The organism is Pseudonocardia nematodicida (genome assembly GCF_040105385.1).
Taxonomy (GTDB): Bacteria; Actinomycetota; Actinomycetes; order Mycobacteriales; family Pseudonocardiaceae; genus Pseudonocardia; species Pseudonocardia nematodicida.
Genome location: NZ_JBEDNQ010000001.1, coordinates 611,503 through 632,707, shown reverse-complemented (window position 1 = coordinate 632,707; position 21,205 = coordinate 611,503). Strand labels below are relative to the sequence as shown.

The following is a 21,205-nucleotide window of genomic DNA, read 5'->3' as shown; positions in this document are numbered from 1 at the left end:
CCCGATCCGGGCGGCCCCCTCGGGCGAACCGGTCCGGGACCCGGGTCCGCGATGATCGTCGTCCCGGTTCCGGCCGGTGCCATCGCAGGCACTGATCGGAACCCCCGTGATGATCATGGGTCCGGGCCGGCCGCGCAGGCGTGGCCCGCCGAACGTTCGGCCTCGATGATTATCGGCCGGGTTCCGCTCCGTGCCACCGATGGCATCGGGCGGAACCCGGCCGGCGATCACCCCGGGCACGGGCCCGGCGGTCGGACGCCGGGGCGGGTCAGACGTGCGACGCAGCCGGGGTGGGGGACCAGACGCGGTTCTCGGTGACGATGGCCGTCACCAGCTCGGCCGGGGTCACGTCGAACGCCGGGTTGTAGACCGGGGTACCGGGCAAGGTGACCAGCGTGTCGCCGATCCCGCGCACCTCGTCGTCCCCCCGTTCCTCGACGACGATGTCCACGCCGGTCGGGGTGCCCGGGTCGATCGTCTCCTCGGGCGCGACGATCACGAACGGGACCGCCGAGCGCGCCGCGGCGCAGGCCAGCATGTAGGTGCCGATCTTGTTGGCGACGTCGCCGTTCGCGGCGATCCGGTCGGCGCCGGCGAGCACCACGTCGACCAGTCCGGAGGCGATCGCGGCCGGTCCGGCCGAGTCGACGCAGAGCCGGTGCGGCACACCGGCGTTCGCCAGCTCCCAGACGGTGAGCCGGGCACCCTGCAGCAGCGGCCGGGTCTCGCAGGCCAGCACCTCGGCCAGGTCGCCCTCGGCGTGCAGCCGCAGGATCGCGCCGAGCGCGGTGCCGCCCTCGCCGGTCGCGAGCGGGCCGGTGTTGCACACGGTCAGCGCGCGCAGCGGCCGGCCGGGACGCAGGTCGCGCACCAGATCCGCCGTCCGGCCGGCGGCGGCGTGGTTGGCCGCGGCGCCCTCGGCCGCGACCGCACGGGCCTCGGCGAGCACGGCCGCCGGGCCGCCGTCGAGCGCGGCGAGCGCGCGTCGGACGCCGAGCGAGAGCGGGACGGCGGTCGGGCGTGCGGTCGCGAGCGCCTCGGCCTCGGCGCGCACCGCGGCGACCGCGACCGGGGTGGCGGTACCGTGCCGGTGCGCCGCCAGCGCGACGCCGTACGCGCCGGTCACCCCGAGGTTGGGGGCCCCGCGCACGGCGAGCGTGCGGATCGCGTCGATCACCTCGTCGACCGAGGTCAGGTGCAGGTGGGCGGTGCGGTGGGGCAGCGCGCGCTGATCCAGCAGCACGACCGCCGGGCCACCCTCGGCCTCGTCGGCCCAGTCCACGATGCGCACGGCTGCGTTCCTCCCGGCCTCGGGGTTCGTGCCGACGCCCGGGCGACGGTACACCCGGCCGACCAGGGGATCATGTATCGGAAACCGGACAGAACTCGCGGATCAGGCCGGTGGCGACAGGCGGTAGACGGCGCCGGCGTCGTCGTCGGTGATGTAGACCGCGCCGTCCGGCCCCGCGACGGCCGCGACCGGGCGTCCCCAGCGGGCGCCGGTGGGGTACTGGAACCCGCCGACCAGGGTCTGCTGCGGGCCCATCTCGCCGTCGCGGTAGGGGAAGAACGCCACCTCGGGTGCCGTCGGCGGCTCGGCGTTCCACGACCCGTGCACCCCGGCCAGCGCGCCCTCGCCGAACGGCGCGGGCAGGTCGCCGAAGGCGAGCCCGAGCGGCGCGGAGTGCGCGGGGAAGGTCTGCTCGATCCGCGGCAGGCTCGCGCAGTCCAGCTCGCGCCCGCCCGGGTTGAGCTCGGCGTCGGCGACCATCGGCACGTCGGTGAAGTCCTGCGGGCTGCCCGCGACGCCCGGGTCGGTGTCGGCGTCCGGGTTGCAGTACGGCCAGCCCAGGTTGCGGCCCGGGGTGAGCCGGGCCAGCTGCTCGGCCGGGTGCGCGGTCACGTAGTCGTCGATCACATCGCCGAACGACGAGCCGGACCCGTCGCCGTAGGGACGGTCGTAGGGGTAGGGCACGTTGTCGCGGCCGTTCACCGCGGTCCACACCTCGCCGTCGGGGGCGACGGACAGGCCGGTCCCGTTCCGGACGCCGACCGCGAACGGCTCGGCGGGCCCGCCGCCCGGCGGCACCCGCAGGATCGACGCCCGCGGCGGGTCGGCGTCGAGGTCCTCGACCGAGATGTTGCCGGTGGAGCCGATCGAGATGTAGACCGCGCCGTCGTCGCCGACCGCGACGGACTTGAGCTCGTGGCCGTAGGCGCCGCGCAGGTCCGGGCTGTTGGCGTCCGGCAGGTTCTCGACGACCGGGCGCGGGTCGGTGGCCCGGCCGTCGGCGTAGGTCCAGGCGTCGACGCGGTTGCTCTGGGCGATGTAGAGGTCGTCGCCGGCGAAGGCCAGGCCGTGCGGCTGGGACAGGCCCTCGACGATCGGCGCCTCGCGGGTGCCGTCCGGGGCGACCCGGTAGACGGCGCCGTCGTCGGGCACGGAGACCAGCAGGTCGCCGTCCGGCGTCCAGACCGCCATCCGGGCGTTCTCGATGCGGGTGAACACCGACAGCGTCCAGCCCTGCGGGACCAGCGCCTCGCGTGGCTCGTCGAGCGGGGCGGCGTCCAGGCCGGGTGGGACCTGCAGCTGCACCGGCGCCAGCTCGGCCGGGGCGGCCGCGGTCGGCGCGTCGTCGCCGGACCCGGACACCGCGCTGGTGATCGGGTTGGGGCCGATCTGGCAGGCGGCCAGCAGGGGGAGCGTGGTGAGGGCGGCGAGCCAGGGGGAGACGCGGCGGTGCGTGGTCCGGCTGGATCGATACCGCGTGGTCCGCATGGTTCGGGACATTACGGGCCGCGTCACCGTGGCGCGCGGGCAGGACACCCTGTCGCGCCGGGGTGTCACACTGCGCGATCCGCTGGTCACGGCGAGGATCGACCGATGCGTCTCACCCTGCACGCACGGGGCCCGCTGCCCGCCGACGAGGTGTGGGAGCGCTACGCGTCGCCGGCCCGCTGGCCGGAGTGGGCGCCCTACATCACCGGCGTGGACTGCGGTGTGACGCGGATCCGGACCGGTAGCGCCGGACGCGTCCGGGGCCCGCTGGGGGTCTCCGCGGGGTTCGTCGTGACGGCCGTGGACGAGTACGCCGGGACCTGGTCCTGGGACGTCGTGGCCGGGCCGGCGCAGCTGTCGCTGGACCACGGCGTCCGGCCGTCCGGTGCCGGCACCCGGACCTGGCTGACCGTCAGCGGCCCGGCGGCGGTCGTGCTGCCCTACACCGTCCCGGCGCGGGTGTCGCTGGAGATGCTGGTGCGCCGCCGGAGCTGAGTCGTGGCCCCGTCGAGGTGGGTGGCGGCCAGCTCCGCGAACCGCTCGGGGGCCTCGATCTGGGGCATGTGCCCGACCCGGCCGAACACGTGTGTCCGGACGTGCGGGAGCTCCCGCGTCGCGGTCCGCAGCTGCCCGACCGGCAGGATCAGGTCCCGCTCGCCCCAGACGACCAGGGTCGGCTTCGGGGCCCGCGCGGCGGCGGTCAGCAGCGCCCGCCGCCAGCCGGGCCGGACACCCCGCACCGTCCCGAGCTCGGTGGCGATCTCGGCGAAGGTCTCCGCGTGCTCCGGGCGCCGGCCGATCTCGAGCGCGCGGGCGACCCGCTCCTCGGTGACCAGGGCCGGGTCGACGAACACCGAGCGCTCGGTGTTGCGGGCGGCGCGCTCGTCGAACCGGCCGAGCAGCCACCGCCCGAGCACCGGCACGCCGAGGACGCGCAGCGCCGGGGTGACCTCCGGACCGAACCCGGCGGGATCGGCGAGCAGCAGCGACGCGGCCCGGTCCGGGTGCCGGACCGAGGCGAGCAGGGCGACCGCACCGCCCAGCGAGTTGCCCATGAGGTGCGCGGGTCCGGTCACGCCGACGGCGTCCAGGGTGGCGACGGCGGTGTCGGCCAGCCCGGCCAGCGTCGCCGGACCGGCGGGCCGCCCGGAGTACCCGAACCCGGCGAGGTCGGCGGCGACCACCCGGTACCGGATCAGGTGGGGGTGCTGCGGGTCCCAGTCCTCCAGGCTGCGGCCGATGCCGTGCAGCAGCAGGACCGGCTCGCCGTCGGGGTCGCCGGACTCGCGGACCCGGATCCGGGTGCCGCGCACGTCGACGAACCGGGTGCCGGGCAGGGGTGTGGCGTCCTGCGCCGGCGGGTGGTGCCCGGTCATCGGGCACCCGCCGTCGCCCGCCCCGGAAGGCGGCGCCGTACTCCACCCGCCGCGCCCAGCAATCCGGCGAGCAGTCGCGGCCCGCGCACCGGCGCGATCCGGACCAGCAGGTCCGGCACCCGCGCGCTGGCCCCGATGAGCAGCCGCGGGCTGCGGCGGGAGATCGCCTCGACGATCTTCTCGGCGGCCCGGTCGGCGGGGTAGGTCAGCAGCTTCTCGAAGTCCCGCCGGCCTTGTTCGATCTCCTCCGCCGGGATGTTCACCCCGCCGGGCGCGGACGCCGCGATGCCGGTCCGGATGCCCCCGGGGTGCACCGTGGTCACGGTCGTCCCGGACGTGGCGAGCTCCGCGCGCAGCACCTCGGAGAACCCGCGCAGCGCGAACTTCGACGCGCAGTACGCCGACTGGCCGGGCGGCGCGATCAGGCCGAACAGGCTGGACACGTTCACCACGTGCGCGCCGGGCCGGGCGGTGAGCGCGGGCAGCAGCGCGTGCGTGAGCCGGACCGGCGCCCGGAAGTTGACGTCCATGACCCGGTCGAACTCGTCGAGGGTCAGCCGGGCGAAGTCGCCACCCAGCGCGACGCCGGCGTTGTTCACCAGCAGCCGGATGTCCGGCCCGCTCCCGAGGATGCGGGCGGCGAGGGCGTCGACGGCCCCGGCGTCACCGAGGTCGACGGTCTCCGTGCCGACCGTCAGGCCGGGGTGGCGGTCCCGGATCGCGGCGGCGACCCGGCCGAGGCCGTCGCCGTCGCGGTCGACGAGCACCAGGTCGCTGCCGCGCTCGGCGAGGCGGCGGGCGACGTGCTCGCCCATGCCCCCGGCCGCCCCGGTGACGACCGCGGTGCCCTCGGCGAAGCGGAACGGGCGCGCGCTCACGAGGTCACCTTCCGGTCGGCCGCGATGCCGGACTCCGAGGGCCGCGGCGCGGCCGCCCCGGGGGAGCCGAGCGCGTCGCGGGGGACGAACAGCATGTCGCGCCGCAGGTCCGCGCGGCCGAGCCCGAGCGCGTCGAGGAAGAAGTTCTGGTGCAGCCGCCAGGGGTCGGAGCGGCCCTGCCGCGGGAACAGGTGCGCGGAGCGCTGCACGTAGCCAGAGGTGAGGTCGAGCAGCGGCCGGTCCGGCGACGCGGTCGGCGCCGGGGTGGCGATCGCGTACCGCTCGCGGTCCATGAGCCCGAGCAGGCGCGGCACGTAGCGCGCGACCAGGTCGGCGCGCAGCGTCCAGGAGGCGTTGACGTAGCCGACCGTGAACGCCAGGTTCGGCACGCCGGACAGCATCAGGCCGCGGTAGGTGACGGTCTTGCCGACGTCCACCTGCTCGCCGTCGACCTCCAGCCGCAGGCCGCCGAGCGGCTTCAGCGTCAGCCCGGTCGCCGAGACGATCACGTCCGCGTCCAGCTGCGCCCCGGAGGCGAGCCGGACACCGGACGGGGTGATCCGCTCGATCCGGTCGGTGACCACCGAGGCGTCGCCGCGCCGGATCGCGGTGAAGAAGTCGCCCTCGGGCACCACGCACAACCGCTGGTCCCACGGTTCGTAGGACGGCGTGAAATGGGTGTCCACGTAGGACTCGTCGCCGCCGACGGCGCGCACCGCGAGTCGGCGCAGCATCGCCTTGACGCGTTCCGGGCGTCGCCGGGCAAGCTGGTAGAAGCCCTGGCTCAGCGCCGCGTACTGCAGGCGCAGCAGGGTGTGCGCGAGCCGGGCGGGCAGTACCCGGCGCAGCCGGTCGGCGAGCGGGTCCCGGCCGGGCAGCACGGTCAGGTACGACGGCGAGCGCTGCAGCATCGTGACGTGCGCGGCCCGCTCGGCGAGCGCGGGGACCAGGGTGACCGCGGTGGCCCCGGAGCCGATCACGACGACCCGCTTCCCGTCGATGTCCAGGTCGGCGGGCCAGTCCTGCGGGTGCACCCAGGCCCCGGCGAAGTCGTCGCGGCCGGCGAACTCCGGCTGGTACCCGGCGTCGTAGTCGTAGTAGCCCGAGCACAGGAACAGGAACCGGCAGGTCCACCGCTGCGGGCCGTCGGCGGTCTCGGTGTCGACGGTCCAGCGGCCGGTGGCCGAGTCCCAGGACGCGCCGACGACGGCGGTGCCGAACCGGATGCGCTCCCGCACGCCGTGCTCGTAGGCGGTGTCGGCGAGGTAGCGGTGGATGTCCGCGCCGTCGGCGATCGAGCGCTTCCCGCGCCACGGCCGGAACGGGTAGGAGAGGGTGAACATGTCCGAGTCGGACCGGATCCCCGGGTACCGGAAGAGGTCCCAGGTGCCGCCGAGGTCGGCGCGTGCCTCGAGGACCGCGTAGTCGGCGCCCGGCAGCTCCTGCTGCAGGCGGCACGCCGCTCCGATGCCGGAGAGCCCGGCACCGACGATGATCACGTCACGGTGCCCGTCCCCGGTACCGCGCGTGCCCGTGGGCGGTGTCATGCGCGTCGCCTCCTCGTCCTCGTGAGTACCGCTGCCTCCCCGAGTCTGCCGCGAACCTACCCGCGGTAACTTGACCCGGCGCGACAAGAACTTAACCTCGTACGACATGGCGGTGGGATCGCTGACCCGGGCGAGCGCGTTGCGCGGGCTGCCCGGGCTGGTCGACGAGCTGGGTGGCGATGGCGAGGCCCTGCTCGCCCGGTTCCGCATCCCGGTCGAGGCCGTCGAGGATACGACCCCCGGTCCGGGACCGGCCGCCCACGCCGGGCCCGGTCGCACGGGACGGCCGGCCGCGGGAGCCCGGGATCCGGAGCCGGATGCTCTCCTCTCGACCCGTGCCGTGGCCAGGGTCCTGGAAGCCGGGGCCGCCGAGCTGGGCTGCCCGGACCTGGGCCTGAGACTGGCCGAGCGCCAGGGCCCGGAGATCCTCGGCCCGCTGGCCGTCGCCGTCCAGCACTCGGCGACCCTCGGCGACGCGCTGGACTGCGCGTCGCGCTACCTGTACGTGCACAGCCCGGTGCTGCACGTGGCGTCCGTCGCCGACCCGGACGGCGTCCCCGGCGTGCTCGGGCTGGAGTACGGCAGCACCGAGCCGCTGCCGCCGCAGGTCGCCGACCTGGGTCTCGGCGTGATCCACCGGATCTCACTCATGCTCGCCGGCGGCCCCTACGGTCTGCGCTCCGTGCACCTGCCGCACGCCGGCCGGGCCGGGCCCGCCCGCTACCGCGAGTTCTTCGGCGCCGACGCGCACCCCGACCGGCCCGCGGCGGTGCTGCGGGTGCCCGCCGACCTCGTGCGACGCCCGCTGGCCGGCGGTGACGAGACCGTGCGCGCGCTCGCGATCGACTACCTGGAGACGCACTTCGACCGGCCCGGGCGCACCGTCACCGACCGGGTGCGGACCGCCGTCGACCGCACCCTCGGGTCCGGGCCGGTCCGGATCGACGCGGTCGCGGGACTGCTGCGGGTGCACCCGCGGACCCTGCAACGTCACCTCGCCGCCGAGGGCACGACGTTCGAGCGGATCGTCGACGAGGTCCGCCGGGACACCGCCGAACGTCTGATCACCCGGACCGCGCTGCCGTTCACGCAGGTCGCGGCGATGGTCGGGCTGACCGAGCAGTCGGCGCTGACCCGGGCCACCCGTCGCTGGTTCGGCATCGCGCCCCGCCGCCTGCGCCGCGACGGCGCCGTTCCCGGCCCACCCGCCGACGCGCGGGTGCAGGTCTCGCACCCTCGGTGGTGAGGTCGCACGGACTCGAGTCGGTGCGGGAGCGCCGCGGGGGTGCGAGAGGGGTGGCGCGCCCCTCAGCGGGTGCGCATCTCGTAGCGGCGCTCGGCGTAGTCCAGGTCGTCGCGCCAGAGGCGGTTCGCGGCCCTGGCCATCACCGGCCGGATGGCCGGCGCGAGCCGGGAGGCGACGGCGAACCCGGTGCGGTCCGATCCGGCGATTACGGCCTCGACCACCGAGGTGCGGGGGAGCCCGTCCCGGCCGGGACCGCGCGGGGTCGCGTGCGTCTCGACCACGCTGCCGACCCCCTCGCCCTCGACGATCCGCATCACGACGGTCCGCGGCTCCGGGCACACGAACTCCGCGCGCACCGGGACGCCCAGCCCGGGCCCGACCTTGAAGGTGACGGTGACCAGGAACCGGTCCTCGTCCTCGGTGACGTCGGTGACGGCCGGGGCGGAGTCGACGTCGAGCCGCTGGAACGAGTACGGGTGGAACCAGGCGCCGTGCCACGGGTCGAGGCGGTTGGCGACGATGTCCTCCGGCTCGCAGACCCCGGTCAGCGTGGTCACCGCCGCCAGTGTGCGGCCGGTCGGGCGGGACGGCACGACCGGCGCCTCGGACGGTTCCTCGCCGCCGACGTCGTCGAGCCGGACCCAGACCAGCACGCCGTCGTCGTGCGCGAGATGGCGTGCCCAGCGGGAGCCGAGCCGCAGCCCGTGCCAGCGGCAGACCAGCTCGCCGCAGTCGACCGCGGCGAGCGCCATCGGCGCGCCGAGGTGCGGGCAGGCGCCCGGCCCGATCCGTACCGTGCCCGAGGCGTCCCGCCAGGCGACGAGCTCGACGCCGCCCACTTCTGCCCCGAACGGCCGGTCCGCCCGGACCTCCCGGCTCGCGGCGAGCACGAACCAGTTCCCGGACGGCCGGGCCTGCGCGCGTTCCAGCGCCGCGGTGATCACCTTCGGGTCGGCGCCGGTGTAGGTGGGCTGCTGGCGGGCCCACGCCGACGACGGCAGCGGCTGCAGCGGCCAGCTCGCCGGCCACCGCTCGGTGAGGCGGGAGAGGAGGGTCATGGCGTGTCCTTGTCGGAGGTCTCTCGGTCGACGACGGGGCGCCTATCGGGCTCGCATCGCGTACTCGGCGGCCCGGCGCAGCGGCCCGAGCCGTCCGGAGGTGGGCACGGTCTCCAGCGGGTGCCCGGCCAGGCCCCAGCCGGCGAGCAGCCGGTTCGCCGCCTGCCATCCGGTGCTGGCGGCCCGCTCCATCAGGGCGACGGGCAGGTCGATCCGGATGCCGTCGCCGGCCAGGACCAGCCCGTCCACCGGGGTGTCGACGGTGGGCCGGCGGGCGAAGTCGCCGAGACCGAACATCGGGCAGTCGGCGCGCCACTGGACCAGCTCGCCGACGATCCGGGCCTGCGCGGTCTCCGGGTAGAGCTCGTGCAGCCGGGCCAGGCAGCGCTGCCGCAGCTCGGCGGTCCAGTCCGCCTCGTCGACCCCGTCCGGGACGGCGGCGGAGTAGGCGTGCAGCTCCACCACCGAGCCGTCGTGCCGGGCCGCCCACGACGCGGCGTCGCGCTCGTAGCGGTCCAGCACCGACACGTTGTCCAGCGGTTCCAGCCCGCCGGTGCCCAGGAACGGCGGACGGTCGGCGCGCACCGGGCGGTCCAGCCACAGTCGCTGGACCAGGAACGGCGGTGCACTGCCGAGGGCGGCGACGTCGTCGCGCCAGCGGTCCAGCGCGTCCGGCCCGGCGAGCGCCGAGCTGGGCGCCCCGAGACCAGAGCCCGCGACGATCGACCGGAGGCCGGCCACGTCGGGGGCGAGCACCACCCCGTCCACAGTGGCGGAACCACGGGTACCGCCGGACGAATGATCCACGTGGAACAGTCCACTCTCGACATCCCGCTGCACGGCCGAGACCGACGTCCCGGTCCGGAACGTCACCCCGCGAGTGGTCAGGTAGTGCCGCAGCGGTTCCCAGAGTGCGGCGTCGAACCCGTCGTCGGGGACGTCGAACATCAGTCCCTCGGACGAGCCGAGGAAGTAGATGTGGAACATCGTCGCGAGCTCGGCGGCCGACATCGTCGACGGCGGCGCGAAGAAGCTGCGCGAGAACACCTCGAACGCCAGGTGCCGGGCCGCGGGCGGGAAGTTGACGTCGGTGACGAAGCTCTGTGCGTCGACGTGGTCCAGGGCCTCGTAGACCGCGGGCACCGACACCGCGGCGAGTGGCGCGGCGGCCCCGGCGTCGAGGTGGAGCAGGTCGCGGATCCGGAACGTCGGGCTGCGCAGCGCGAACGCCACCGCGTTCCACGGCGGGGTGCGCGGCAACCCGCGGAAGGTGTCGCGCCGGCCGTCGGCGTCGACGAGCGGGTAGTCCTCCAGCGCGACCAGGTGCTCCAGCCCGGGATCGGCGCGACGCAGCAGCGAGCGGAGGTTGTAGTACTGCCGGAAGAACGCGTGGAAGCCACGGCTCATCGACACCGGGGTGCCGTCGGGCAGCGCCTCCCGCCAGCCGCCGACCCGACCGCCCAGGTAGGGCTCGCGCTCGAACATCTCGACGACGACGCCGCGCTCGGCCAGCCCGGTCGCGGCCGCGAGCCCGGCGATCCCGCCGCCGACGACGGCCACCCGCGGCCGGCGCGGCAGCATCCCGGCGTCGCCGCGCCCGCCCGCGGCCGGGTGCAGCACCCGCCGGGAGTCGATCGGGCCGGGTGTCACAGGTCGTCCCCGGTGACGGGTCCCGGCCGGGTACCCAGCACGGTGTGCACGACGCCGTCCTGCCACCCGGTCATGGTCTCGGAGTGCACCGCGTCGAACCCGGCGGTCCGGAGCCGGTCGCGCAGCCGGCCGATGCCGTCGAAGGCGTTCACGCTGCGCCACAGGTGCCGGTAGAGCGCGGTCTCGCCGGTGGTGACCCGGCCCAGCGGGACGATGATCCCCCAGCAGACCGCGTGCCACACGGCGCGGGCGCGGGGCGAGTCCGCGACCGAGTACTCGTGCAGAGCCAGCGTGCCGCCGGGCCGCAGCAGGTCGTGGAAGCGGCGCAGGCAGGCGTCCGGGTCGTCGAGGTTGCGCAGCAGGTAGGCGGCCAGGATCCCGTCGAAGGGTCCGTCCACACCGGCTTGTTCGAGCGTCTCGGCGGTGGAGTGCACGAACCGCACCGACGCCGGCCACGGCTTGGCGCGGGCGCGCTCCAGCATCCCGGCGGAGGCGTCCACCGCGACGATCTCGGCGCGTGGGGCGACCGACAGCAGGGCCGCGGTCGACGCCCCGGTGCCGCACCCGGCGTCGAGCAGCCGCAGGCCCGCGCCGTCGCCGGGTAGCCGCATCCGGGCCGCGGAACGGCGCAGGTGGACGTGGTAGCCGGGGTTGAGCCCGACCAGGCGGTCGTAGTCGGCCGCGCCGTCGTCGAAGTGGGTGGGGACGGCGTGCCGGGGGAGGCCGGCGCGTCCGACCGTGGTCGTGCGGTCGAGGGTCGTCGGGTGATCGTCGGCCATGGGCCGGAGCGTAGAGCCGGGCAGATCGTGCTCACCGGCGGGGGAACGGAGGGGCACGGCGGGCTACGACGACCGGTCCGCGCAGCGCACGGCCATCCCGCGCAGTACGCCGGCGACGTCCTCGGCCAGGCGGCCGTCGGCGACGGCGCCGTCGACCAGGCGCAACGCGCCCTGCACCCGGGTGCTGATCAGCTCCTCGATCCGGCGGCGCGCCCCGGTGGACTCGATCAGGGCCCGCGCAGCGACGACGTCGACGGGCTCGTCCGGACCGCCGTGCAGCAGCGCGTCGAGCGTGGCCCGGGTGGCCGGTCCGGCGAGCTCCCGGGCGAGGACGACGAGGCTGGTCGCCTTCCGCTCGGCCAGGTCGTCGCCGGTGGGCTTGCCGGTCTCGTCGGTGCCGAAGACGCCGAGCACGTCGTCGCGCATCTGGAACGCCTCGCCGACCATCGTGCCGTAGTCGCCGAGCAGCCCGAGGAGCTCGTCGTCGGCGCCGGCCATCGCCGCTCCCAGCTCCAGCGGGCGGCGGACGGTGTAGTTGCCGGACTTGCGGCGCAGCACGTCCATCACCTCGTCCAGGGACGGGATCCGGCGGGCCTCGTTGAGCAGGTCGGCGAATTGGCCGACCGCGAGCTCGGAGCGCATCGCGTCGTAGCGCGGCCAGCCGCGGTCCAGCACCGGGCGGGGCAGGCCGCTCTCCCGCATGGCCTGCTCGGCCCACACCAGGCAGAGGTCGCCGAGCAGCACCGCGCCGGACTCGCCGAACCGGTCCGAGCACCCGGACATGCCCTGGCCGCGGTGCCAGGTGGCGAGCTGGACGTGCACGGTGGGGCGCCCGCGGCGCAGCAGCGAGCCGTCCATGACGTCGTCCTGCAGCAGTGCGAACGCGTGCAGCAGTTCGAGCCCGGCGACCGCCTCCAGCGCGGCGGGGGAGTCCGGCGCGGCGGCCCGCCAGCCCAGGTAGCCGAACATCGAGCGCACGTACTTCCCGCGACGTACGAAGTCGGCGAGCACACCGGACACGAACTCGGCGCCCTGCATCGAGTGGACGTGCTCGGCGCAGCGGCGGCGGACGGTGGCGTCGACGTGATCGCGCACGCGTCGCCGGATGTCGTCCGGCCAGCCGCCGTCCGGCCTGGCACCGTCCGATGTGGCCGGTCGGGCCACACCGGCCCGGACCCGATCGACCTGTCCCGTCTCGACGACCATCGCGACGCCTCCCGCCGAACCCCGAGGGCTTGGAGAAAAAACCCTATCGGACATTCCGGACAGACGTCCGGTCCGGGCGGTGTGGTGCGACGGTGCGGCGACCCCGCGTCGCCGGCCGTTCGCGGCCGGTGCGCGCGCTCTGTTCCCACCCCGCGCCGGGTCCTCCCGAGACTATGGGCGGGCGCCGGATCGCGCCCGCCGAACCGTCCGGACGGGTGGCCACGCGACGGTCGGCAGGCGGGTCGCGGAGGGCCGCTACGGACGCGCCCCGTGCCGCGCCAGCGACCAGTACGCCAGCCACAGGGCGCCGATCGTGAGCAGCATCGCGCCGGGGACGTGGATGAACATCGTGCTGTACCCGCCGTAGTACGCCTGCACGAAGGTCAGCACGAACACGACGACGGCGACCACCGTGGGCCAGACGCTCCCCCTCGTCGTGACCAGCAGCCAGAGCGCGCCGAGCGCGGCCAGCCCGGTGACGACGTGCAGCACGATCGCCCCGATGGCGTGCAGCCCGATCGACCCGCCGTCGATCAGGCTCCCCGCGGTGACGAACTGCCAGGCCAGCACGACCACCGAGGCCACGGCGGCCACGCGCAGGGCGGTCAGCGCGGAACTCGCGGCCGCCGTGCTCTCACGGTGCTGCGTGTGGGGTGTGGGCATCGCGAGCCTCCCGGGTCGACGCCGTGGCCGCCGAGTGTGCACGGGGGCGTCGCACGTCGCACGTCCGGTGGCCGCGGGACCGCCGGCTCACGCCTCGCCCAGCTGCTCGCCGATCATCCGGACCGAGTCGCGCAGACCCCGCGCGACGTCGACCCCCTCGACGTCCTCGGTGTGCAGGCGCACCACGACCTCCGAGCCGGGTCCGGCCTCGCGCACGGTGAGCTCGCCGCGGTAGTCGTGCGGGCCGGGCGCACCCCAGGTCATCCGCCGGTTCTCCCGGTCGACGTGCAGCCACGCCTCGCCCTCGGTGGTGTGCCCGTCCACCTCGGCGGTCACCTCGACCCGGTCGGCGGCGACCAGCCGGGCATCCTTCAGCGCCGCGAAGTGTCCGGGCAGGTTGCCGACGTCGGACAGGTGCGTGAACGCGGCGTCCGGTCCGGCGGTGAGCAGTACACGGTCCTCGTAGTCACCCATGGACAGCGGGTACCCGTGGTGGCCGGGCTCATCCCGCGGCGCGGGGTTTGACCCGCCCGGGGGCGGGAAGGCCCGTGACGATGCGACTCGACTTCCTCCGACCCCTGACCGACAGCGACGGCCCTTTCGCGACCGTCGTCCTGGACGCCACCCACGACACCGCCGACGCGACCGAGCAGTACCGGCTCCGCTGGCGCGACCTGCGCGAGCGGCTCGTGGACGCCGGCGCCGAGGAGCCCGTGCTCGACCTGCTCGACGACGCCGTGACCGGGGCGGCCGCGCCGGACGGCACCGCCGGGCGGGTGCTGGTCGCCGACCGGGACCGGATCCTGCTCGACCGGCACACCGAGATCCCGCCGGAGCGCGGCACGGCCGGCTGGGGCGCGTTGCCCGACCTGCTGCCCGTGCTGTCCGCGGTGGGGGAGCAGGTGCGCACCGTCGTCGTCGCGGTGGACAACACCGGCGGTGAGGTCCGCTCCGTCGACGGCTGGGTCGAGGGCGTGTCCTCGGACTCCACCGGGCCGGTGCACAAGGCCGGCACCGCAGGGCCGGGCGAGGGCGGCGCGGACGCCCGTGTCGAGGAGACCTGGAAGCGCAACGCCCAGGCGGTCGCGGAGCGGGTGGAGAAGGCCGTCCGTGGCGGCAACGCCGGGCTGCTCGTCGTCGTCGGGGACGCCCCGGCGCGCGCCCGGCTGCGCGACGAGCTGCCGCCCGCCTCTGCCGAGGTCATGGTCGAGATCGAGAACACCGGCGGCACGCTGCCCGCGCAGGTCGACGACACCGTCCGCGCGGCGGCCGACGACCGCCGCGAGCAGCGCCGGATCGGGTCGGTCACGAGCTACGCGACCGCGTCCGGCCGTGGCGAGGGGCTGGCGGTGACCGGCCTGGCCGGTGTCGTCGCCGCCACCCGCGCGCACGCCGTCGAGACCCTGCTGGTCGATCGGGCCGACGCCCCCGGAACCGCGCTGTGGCTGGCGGCCGACCCGACCGCGGTCGCCGAGAGCCGGGACGAGCTGGCCCAGATCGGCGCCGAGCCCACCGTCTCCGCGCCGGCCGCCGACGCACTGGTGCGGGCGGCCGCGGCCGTCGACGCCGACGTCGTGCTCACCGGGCCGGGCGACGACGTGGCGCTCACCGACGGCCTCGGCGCCGTCCTCCGGTTCCCCATCGGACCGGTCGCCTGACCCGCCCGGCATACCGCCACGGCCGTCCGCGGCGCTCAGCGCGGGGCGGCCGTGGTGCGCCTGCGCCGGAGCGGCAGGGACCCACAGGCCCAGAGCGCCCACAGCACCAGCAGCGGCTGGAAGAGTAGCCGCACGGCGCGCGCTCCGTCGGTGTCCAGGCCGAACGCGTCGGTGCCGGTGAGGTACTGCGCCACGTTGCCCGGGAAGACGAGGACGAACAGCGCCGCCACCGCGAGCCCCACCGCGGCCCGGCGGCGGGCGGGGGCGAGCAGGACGGCCGCACCCAGCGCGATCTCGACCAGTCCGGAGACCAGCACGATCGCGTCCGGCGCGGGCAGCAACGGCGGGACCTGGGCCAGGAACTCGTCCGGGATCAGCAGGTGGGCCACCCCGGCGGCGACGAGGAACGCGCCGAGCAGGATCCGCGCGACGGTGCGGAGCGGGGACGGCGGACGAGCCATATCGGGACGGCCTCTCGACTGCGGACCCGGACGAACCGGGACGGATCGGGACGGGCGGGATGCCCGGCGTACCCGATTCTGGTGATTCCGGCCGCCGGGGGTGAACGATGCGCCATGCTGAGCCGATGACACCGAGGTGAACGGCGGATTCGGCGTCGCCGGGCGTTCACGGTGACAGCATGTCACCTGTGTGGACCAGCGTGTGGCACGGTCCGCGACGATGCTGGTAGAGCCGGGTGAAACCCGGGTCGGGGCGATTGGGGCGCTACGGGACGGGGTATCCCGAACTCGACACGAACTACAGGGTGGACCGGGCGCTGGGGAGCCTTCCGGTCCGTCTCCCCCGGGAGGTCCGGGGCGCGGTCGCTTCGGGGGCGACCACGCTCCGGACCTCCTTTTTCTCGTCTCACCCGAGGTGCAGGCGCTCGTGCAGCGCGCGGACCCGGGGAGCCAGCTCGAGGTCCGGCCCCTCCACCCGGACGCCCGGTGCCACCTCGGTCACCGGCAGCGGCCGCACCGGCGGCGGCGCGACCCCCATCTCCCGCAGCCACGAGCTCAGCTGTGCGGCCGAGGCGACGTAGACGATCCGGCCGAGGCCGACCCAGGCGTGCGCGGCGGCGCACATCGGGCAGTGCTCGCCGGAGGTGTGGACGGTGGCGCCACGCCGCTCGTCCGGCGACAGCAGGTCGGCGCGGATGCTCGTTCCGCCGGCGCTTCTCTCGTCGCGCGCCGGGCCAGGGCGAACTCGGGATGCCGGGTCGCGTCCCCCGAGGCGATCCGGTTGCGGTCCTCGGCCAGCGCCGTCCCGGACGCGTCGACCAGCACGGATCCGAACGGCTCGTCGCCGGCCGCGAGCGCCTCCTCGGCGAGCTCCACGCACCGGCGCAGGTGTGTCCGGTCCCGCTCGTCCATCGTCGTGCCCCTCTCCGGCGCCGCTCGCTGCGCCGCCCGGAGCACGGTCCCACGTCCGTGCGGGTGTGCACCGTGGTGCGTGCGACGGGAGCTACTGGACGTTCGGGCAGGACGATTTACGCTGTCCGGATGGAACAGCCCGGAACGGTTGCGCCGCTGGCCCTCGACGAGCAGCTCTGCTTCGCGTTGCACTCGGCCTCCCGGGCCATGACGGGCTGCTACCGGCCGGTGCTCGACCTGATCGGCCTGACCTACAGCCAGTACGCCGCGCTGCTGGTGCTCTGGGCCGAGGACTCGGTCCCGCAACGCGAGCTCGGGGAGCGGATGTACCTCGACAGCGGCACGCTGTCGCCGATGCTGCACCGGCTGGAGAAGCGCGGCCTCATCACGCGCTCCCGCCGGCCCGACGACGAGCGGACCGTGCAGGTCTCGGTGACCGCCGACGGCCGGGCGCTGCGCGAGCAGGCGCTGGTGGCGCAGGAGCGGGTCATCGCTTCGACCGGGATGGGTATCGACGAGCTGTTCCGGCTGCGCGACGACCTGCAGCGGCTGGCGGCACGGTTGCGGGGCGACCGCCCGGCCGACGACGACGACGTCGACGCAGGCGCTCCGGCGGGCGATGCGGCCCCCGGCGGGCAGCCCGCGCCCACGGGCTGAGCGCGGGGCCGCCCGGCCCGCGGTGCTCGTTCCTCCGGGATCCCTGCCGCTGCTGTCTCACCGCGCAACGCTCGGGCGTATGCTTGCCTGAAGGCAAGCAACGACGGGAGCGCGCGATGAGCGGCCTGGACTCCGACGACCTGGCCCGGCTCCGGGTCGCCCTGGCCCGGATCGGCCGTGGCCTGGACCGGCACTCCCGCGGCGAGGAACTCACCCGGACCCAGGTCTCGGTGCTCGGCACGGTGGCCGTGCGCGGGCCGATCGGGATGGGTGAGCTCGCGGCCATCGAGGGGCTCAACCCGACGATGCTGTCCCGGCTGGCCGGCAAGCTGGCGGCCGCTGGCCTCCTGATGCGCGACACCGACCCGGACGACGGTCGCGCGATCCGGGTCGCGGCCACCGAGCAGGGGCTGGCCGAGCACCACCGCCAGCGGGCGGAACGCACCCGGCTGCTCGCCGCGCACGTCGACGGCCTGCCCGGCGGGCACGCCGAGGGCCTGCGCGCGGCCCTGCCCGCACTGGAGGCGCTGGCGTCGTCGCTGCGCGACGAGCCGGCCGGGACCGGGCGGTGAGCCGGGCCGCCGGAGGCCGGGTGGCCGGTGCGGTCCGCGGCTTCACCGACCGCACCTTCGCCGCGCTGAACGGGCGCAACTACCGGCTGTGGTTCGGCGGGCAGTCGATCTCGCTGATCGGGACCTGGATGCAGTCCGTGGCCCAGTCCTGGCTGGTCTACGAGCTCACCGGGTCCGCCACCGTGCTGGGCACGGTGGTCGCCGTGCAGACCCTGCCGACGCTGCTGCTCGGCCCGTACGCCGGGGTGTGGGTGGACCGGCTCGACCGGCGGCGGCTGATGATCGGGCTGCAGGCGATGATGGGCGTGCAGGCGCTGGCGCTCGCCGTCCTCACCCTCACCGGCACCATCGCGCTCTGGCACGTCTACGTCCTCGCCGCCGTACTCGGGCTGAACAAGGCCTTCGAGAACCCGGCCCGACAGACGTTCGTGCACGAGCTGGTCGGACCCGACGACCTGCGGAACGCGGTCAGCCTCAACTCCGTGCTCGTCAACGCGGCCCGCGCCGTCGGCCCGGCGATCGCGGGCGTGGTGATCGTGGCCGGCGGCACCGGCGTGTGCTTCCTGCTGAACGCGGTCAGCTTCGTCGCGGTGGTGAGCTCGCTGCTGCGCCTGGACGTCTCCGCGCTGACGCCGACCGCGCCCACCCCGCGCGCGCCGGGCCAGCTGCGCGAGGGCTTCTCCTACGTCCGCGGGAACACCGAGCTGCTGCTCCCGCTGCTGATGATGGGATTGATCGGCTGCCTGGCCTACGAGTTCCCGGTGGTGCTGCCGGTCGTGGCCTCGCAGACCTTCGGCGGCGACGCCGGCACCTACGGGTGGCTGACCGGCGCGATGGGGGTCGGCGCCGTCGTCGGCGGGCTGGTGGTGGCCGGGCGCGGCCGCACCGGGCTGCCCGCGCTGGTGCGGACCTCGCTGTGGTTCGGCGCCGCGCTGGGCCTGGCCGCCCTCGCCCCGACGCTGTGGGTCGCGCTGCTGGCGATGGGCCTGGTCGGGATGGCCAGCGTCGCGTTCATGGCGGGCGGGAACAGCACCCTGCAGCTGGCCTCGGCGCCGCACATGCGGGGCCGGGTGATGGCGCTGTGGTCGGTGGCGTTCCTCGGGTCGACGCCGATCGGCGGTCCGGTCGCCGGGTGGGTGAGCCAGCAGTTCGGTGGGCGCGGCGGCCTGGCCCTCGGCGCGCTGGCCTGCCTGGTCGCCGCCGCCATCGGCTGGCCCGCCGCCCGACGAGCCGCCTCCACCACGTCCGCCCCCACCCCACCGGCCACCACGACCGGACCCCGCCCCGAGGACGCTCATCGGTCTGTCGAACGCTCACGCGGTCGCGTGCGCGTTGCCACACCGGGTGAGCGTTCGCGGCGGGACCGGGCTGCGCGGGATCGGGCCCGGTGAGCCCGGGGGAGAGCGGCGCCGGGCCGGGGCGGCCTGCGGTGCTCGGCGCGGTCGCGGCCGGCGGCGTCGTCGGCGCCGAGACCCGCTACCTGCTGGCCCTGGTCGGCCCGGCGGTGCCGTGGGCCACCCTGCTGATCAACGTCACCGGCTGCCTGCTGATGGGCGTGCTGATGGTGCTGGTCACCGAGCGGGAGCGGGTCCATCCGCTGGCGCGGCCCGCCCTCGGGGTGGGCGTGCTGGGCGGGTACACGACGTTCTCCACCTACGCCACCGACGTCGGCACCGGTGACCTGCCGGTGCCGGCCGCGCTGGCGCTGATGGTGGCCACGCCGCTGCTGGCCGTCGTCGCCACCGCCGTCGGCGCGCGGGCCACCCGGGTCGTGGCGGGGGCCCGGTGGTGACCGCGCTGCTGGTGGCGGTGGGCGCCGCGGTGGGTGCGCCGCTGCGCTACCTGGTCGACGCCGAGCTGAGGGCCCGCCGGGCCACCGCGTTCCCGTGGGGCACCTGGCTGGTCAACGTCGCCGGGTCGCTGCTGCTCGGTGCCGTGGTGGCGGCCGTCCCGCTGCTCGGTCCCACCGTCGGCCCGGCGACCGCGGCCCTGCTGGGGACCGGGTTGTGCGGCGCACTGACCACCTACAGCACCTTCGGCTGGGAGATGGTCTCGTTGCTCGAACGCGGCCGTGCGCTGCTCGCGACCGGGTACGCGACGGTGAGCGTGCTGGCCGGGGTGAGCGCGGGGCTGACCGGATACGGGCTGGTCACGCTGCTCGCCGGAGGCGGTTGAGGCTTCCCGCTCAGCGGATCCGGCCGCCGGTGGCGATCCGCAGCAGGTCCCGGGCGGTGCCGCGGGGCGAGGTGCCCTCCGGCCACACCGCGCGGATCTCCCGGGTCAGGTCCACCCCGCGCACCGGCACCTCGACCAGCGTGCCGGCGGCCAGGTCGGCGGCCGCGGCGAGCCGGGGGAGTACCGCCGGCCCGTCCCCGCCGCGGACCGCGGCGAGCACCGCGGAGTTGGCGGCGAGCTCCCGCGCCGGTGCGGCGGGCCCGTTCCCGGGGACGGCGGCCAGGACGGCGTCGACGGCCGGCCGCGCGCCGGTGCCCGCCCGGCGGGTGACCAGCGGCGTCGCGGCCAGCTCGGCGGCGTCGATCCCGGCCCCGCCGGCCCACGGGTGACCGGGCGCGACGAGCGCCACCAGCTCGTCGGTCGCGACGGTCGCGACGTGCAGCCCGTCGGTCGGTTCGGCGGTCTCGACCACGCCGACCGCGGCCCGGCCGTCGCGGACCGCGGTGGCCGGGTCGTCGGCGTCGAGCAGCACGATCTCTCCGCCGGGGCCGTCGCGCAGCTCCACCAACCAGCGCGGCACCAGGTACTCGGCGGCCGTCGGCGCGGGCGCGACGACGACCGTGTCGTCGCCCGGCCCGGGCTCGCGCAGCGCCGCGACGGCGGCGTCGAGGTCCCGGGCGGCGTCCAGCACCGGGCCCGCCCAGTCGACCAGCAGCGCGCCGCGCGCGGTGAGCCGGCCGGCCCGGCGGCCGCGCCGGTCCCGTTCCAGCACGGGCGCGCCGACGAGCTTCTCGACGGTACGGATCCGGGCCGTCGCGGCCTGGGTGGTCATGCCGAGCTCCCGGCCGGCGGCCTGGAGCCCACCGGTGCGGGCGACGGCGACCAGCAGGGCGAGTGCGCCGAGGTCGGGGACGTGAGCGGGGGCGGGGGCGGACATCGGAACCACCCTAGGCCTCGGCCCGGACGCGAGCGGTGGCCGTCCTCGCACCCCGGTGTGGACCGGTTCACGGACTGCGGCCGGTGCGGGAACGTCGCGGGGTGCGCGGACGGACCTACAGCCCCAGCAGGCCGCGCAGGTAGGCGGCCTGGCCGGCGTGCTGCAGGTCGTCGCCCACCACGCTGACCAGCCGCACGCCGAGCGAGACGCCGTCACCCCAGGTGGCGGGCAGGATGCGGGACAGGTCGTCGTCGGAGACGTCCTTCACCAGGGACACGGTCCGATCGTGTACCGCGTCGCCGTAGCCGGCCAGTAGCTCCGCGGAGGTCCGGACGGCGGCGACCTCGTCGGCCGTGTGGCCGAACCCGGTGTCGGTGTCGGGGAGGTCCAGCGCGAACCGGTCCGCCCAGCCGTCGTCGGTCCAGACCTGCGCGGTGCCGAAGGCCTCGGCCACGTGGTCGTCCTGCACGCGCAGCAGGTGCCACACCAGCCAGCCGATCGGATTGCCGGGCGCCCCGGCGGAGTCCGGACGGCGGGCGAGGTCGTCGGGGGACAGCCCGTCCACGACGTCGTGCACCAGCTCCCGGACGCGCCCGAAGTGGTCGGTGAGCAGCTCGGCGGAGGTCGTCACCCGGGCGGGATTCCCGGGTG

23 protein-coding genes are annotated in these 21,205 nt (G+C 75.7%); 8 read left to right on the top strand and 15 right to left on the bottom strand.

Translation table 11 applies throughout. The annotated features are described in order from the left end of the window. Window positions 1-268 precede the first annotated feature (268 nt). A complete protein-coding gene (gene mtnA, locus WIS52_RS02900) occupies window positions 269-1,291 on the bottom strand; it encodes an S-methyl-5-thioribose-1-phosphate isomerase (RefSeq protein ID WP_349296485.1) in 1,023 nt (340 codons plus the stop codon). Between the two features lie 102 nt (window positions 1,292-1,393). Further along, entirely contained in the window at window positions 1,394-2,779 is a 1,386-nt protein-coding gene (locus WIS52_RS02895; RefSeq protein ID WP_349296484.1) for a PQQ-dependent sugar dehydrogenase, read from the bottom strand. Between the two features lie 105 nt (window positions 2,780-2,884). Here WIS52_RS02895 and WIS52_RS02890 point away from each other — a divergent pair, with 105 nt between their 5' ends. Continuing rightward, window positions 2,885-3,274, top strand: a complete 390-nt coding sequence (locus WIS52_RS02890) for an SRPBCC family protein (protein WP_349296483.1) — start codon at window positions 2,885-2,887, stop codon at window positions 3,272-3,274. Here WIS52_RS02890 and WIS52_RS02885 read toward each other — a convergent pair. Genes WIS52_RS02885 through WIS52_RS02875 form a run of 3 tightly spaced genes read right to left on the bottom strand, consistent with a single transcriptional unit; the run spans window position 3,220 to window position 6,580 of the window. Beyond that, complete coding sequence (locus WIS52_RS02885) at window positions 3,220-4,155, bottom strand: alpha/beta fold hydrolase (RefSeq protein WP_349296482.1); 936 nt, start codon at window positions 4,153-4,155, stop codon at window positions 3,220-3,222. The genes WIS52_RS02890 and WIS52_RS02885 overlap by 55 nt on opposite strands. Next, a complete protein-coding gene (locus WIS52_RS02880) occupies window positions 4,152-5,033 on the bottom strand; it encodes an SDR family NAD(P)-dependent oxidoreductase (RefSeq protein WP_349296481.1) in 882 nt (293 codons plus the stop codon). The genes WIS52_RS02885 and WIS52_RS02880 overlap by 4 nt, the downstream gene beginning before the upstream one ends. Further along, complete coding sequence (locus tag WIS52_RS02875; RefSeq protein WP_349296480.1) at window positions 5,030-6,580, bottom strand: flavin-containing monooxygenase; 1,551 nt, start codon at window positions 6,578-6,580, stop codon at window positions 5,030-5,032. Before WIS52_RS02875 ends, WIS52_RS02880 begins: the two co-directional genes overlap by 4 nt. Window positions 6,581-6,686: 106 nt before the next feature. Between WIS52_RS02875 and WIS52_RS02870 the strand changes: the two genes are divergently transcribed. Continuing rightward, on the top strand, window positions 6,687-7,826 hold the full coding sequence (locus WIS52_RS02870) for an AraC family transcriptional regulator (protein ID WP_349296479.1): 1,140 nt from the start codon (window positions 6,687-6,689) through the stop codon (window positions 7,824-7,826). Window positions 7,827-7,888: 62 nt separating this feature from the next. On the opposite strand, the gene WIS52_RS02865 is transcribed toward WIS52_RS02870, so the two are convergent. From WIS52_RS02865 to WIS52_RS02840, 6 genes are all read right to left on the bottom strand, one after another. Continuing rightward, window positions 7,889-8,884 (bottom strand): DUF5914 domain-containing protein, encoded by a 996-nt coding sequence (locus WIS52_RS02865; RefSeq protein ID WP_349296478.1) that lies wholly within the window; start codon window positions 8,882-8,884, stop codon window positions 7,889-7,891. Between the two features lie 42 nt (window positions 8,885-8,926). Continuing rightward, a complete protein-coding gene (locus tag WIS52_RS02860; RefSeq protein WP_349296787.1) occupies window positions 8,927-10,465 on the bottom strand; it encodes an FAD-dependent oxidoreductase in 1,539 nt (512 codons plus the stop codon). Window positions 10,466-10,530: 65 nt separating this feature from the next. Next, window positions 10,531-11,313 (bottom strand): class I SAM-dependent methyltransferase, encoded by a 783-nt coding sequence (locus WIS52_RS02855; protein ID WP_349296477.1) that lies wholly within the window; start codon window positions 11,311-11,313, stop codon window positions 10,531-10,533. A 63-nt stretch (window positions 11,314-11,376) separates the two neighbouring features. Beyond that, window positions 11,377-12,519, bottom strand: coding sequence for a polyprenyl synthetase family protein (locus WIS52_RS02850; RefSeq protein ID WP_349296476.1), 1,143 nt, complete (start codon window positions 12,517-12,519; stop codon window positions 11,377-11,379). A gap of 255 nt (window positions 12,520-12,774) precedes the next feature. Then, window positions 12,775-13,182 carry a hypothetical protein gene (locus tag WIS52_RS02845; protein WP_349296475.1) on the bottom strand — a complete coding sequence of 136 codons (408 nt, stop codon included), beginning with the start codon at window positions 13,180-13,182 and terminating at the stop codon, window positions 12,775-12,777. Between the two features lie 87 nt (window positions 13,183-13,269). Then, window positions 13,270-13,656, bottom strand: coding sequence for an SRPBCC family protein (locus WIS52_RS02840; RefSeq protein WP_349296474.1), 387 nt, complete (start codon window positions 13,654-13,656; stop codon window positions 13,270-13,272). Window positions 13,657-13,736: 80 nt separating this feature from the next. Here WIS52_RS02840 and WIS52_RS02835 point away from each other — a divergent pair, with 80 nt between their 5' ends. Further along, a complete protein-coding gene (locus tag WIS52_RS02835) occupies window positions 13,737-14,840 on the top strand; it encodes a baeRF2 domain-containing protein (RefSeq protein ID WP_349296786.1) in 1,104 nt (367 codons plus the stop codon). A gap of 35 nt (window positions 14,841-14,875) precedes the next feature. Here the strand turns inward: WIS52_RS02835 and WIS52_RS02830 are convergent, their stop codons facing one another. Continuing rightward, entirely contained in the window at window positions 14,876-15,301 is a 426-nt protein-coding gene (locus WIS52_RS02830) for a DoxX family protein (protein ID WP_349296473.1), read from the bottom strand. A 406-nt stretch (window positions 15,302-15,707) separates the two neighbouring features. Beyond that, the gene (locus tag WIS52_RS31640; protein WP_379610121.1) at window positions 15,708-15,926 is read right to left on the bottom strand and encodes a tRNA-specific adenosine deaminase; all 219 of its coding nucleotides are present in this window, start codon (window positions 15,924-15,926) and stop codon (window positions 15,708-15,710) included. A 416-nt stretch (window positions 15,927-16,342) separates the two neighbouring features. Between WIS52_RS31640 and WIS52_RS02820 the strand changes: the two genes are divergently transcribed. The 5 genes from WIS52_RS02820 to WIS52_RS02800 all read left to right on the top strand — a co-directional run bounded on the left by WIS52_RS02820 (window position 16,343) and on the right by WIS52_RS02800 (window position 19,617). Next, complete coding sequence (locus WIS52_RS02820) at window positions 16,343-16,870, top strand: MarR family winged helix-turn-helix transcriptional regulator (RefSeq protein WP_349296472.1); 528 nt, start codon at window positions 16,343-16,345, stop codon at window positions 16,868-16,870. Between the two features lie 116 nt (window positions 16,871-16,986). Continuing rightward, window positions 16,987-17,442 carry a MarR family winged helix-turn-helix transcriptional regulator gene (locus WIS52_RS02815; protein WP_349296471.1) on the top strand — a complete coding sequence of 152 codons (456 nt, stop codon included), beginning with the start codon at window positions 16,987-16,989 and terminating at the stop codon, window positions 17,440-17,442. Further along, window positions 17,439-18,833 (top strand): MFS transporter, encoded by a 1,395-nt coding sequence (locus WIS52_RS02810; protein WP_349296470.1) that lies wholly within the window; start codon window positions 17,439-17,441, stop codon window positions 18,831-18,833. The genes WIS52_RS02815 and WIS52_RS02810 overlap by 4 nt, the downstream gene beginning before the upstream one ends. Further along, entirely contained in the window at window positions 18,830-19,234 is a 405-nt protein-coding gene (locus WIS52_RS02805; RefSeq protein WP_349296469.1) for a fluoride efflux transporter FluC, read from the top strand. The genes WIS52_RS02810 and WIS52_RS02805 overlap by 4 nt, the downstream gene beginning before the upstream one ends. Next, window positions 19,231-19,617: a fluoride efflux transporter FluC gene (locus tag WIS52_RS02800; RefSeq protein ID WP_349296468.1), complete on the top strand. Its 387-nt coding sequence runs from the start codon at window positions 19,231-19,233 to the stop codon at window positions 19,615-19,617. The genes WIS52_RS02805 and WIS52_RS02800 overlap by 4 nt, the downstream gene beginning before the upstream one ends. Before the next feature lie 10 nt (window positions 19,618-19,627). Here the strand turns inward: WIS52_RS02800 and WIS52_RS02795 are convergent, their stop codons facing one another. Further along, the gene (locus tag WIS52_RS02795; RefSeq protein ID WP_349296467.1) at window positions 19,628-20,554 is read right to left on the bottom strand and encodes a LysR family transcriptional regulator; all 927 of its coding nucleotides are present in this window, start codon (window positions 20,552-20,554) and stop codon (window positions 19,628-19,630) included. A 115-nt stretch (window positions 20,555-20,669) separates the two neighbouring features. Further along, the gene (locus WIS52_RS02790; protein ID WP_349296466.1) at window positions 20,670-21,185 is read right to left on the bottom strand and encodes a mycothiol transferase; all 516 of its coding nucleotides are present in this window, start codon (window positions 21,183-21,185) and stop codon (window positions 20,670-20,672) included. Between the last annotated feature and the right edge of the window lie 20 nt (window positions 21,186-21,205).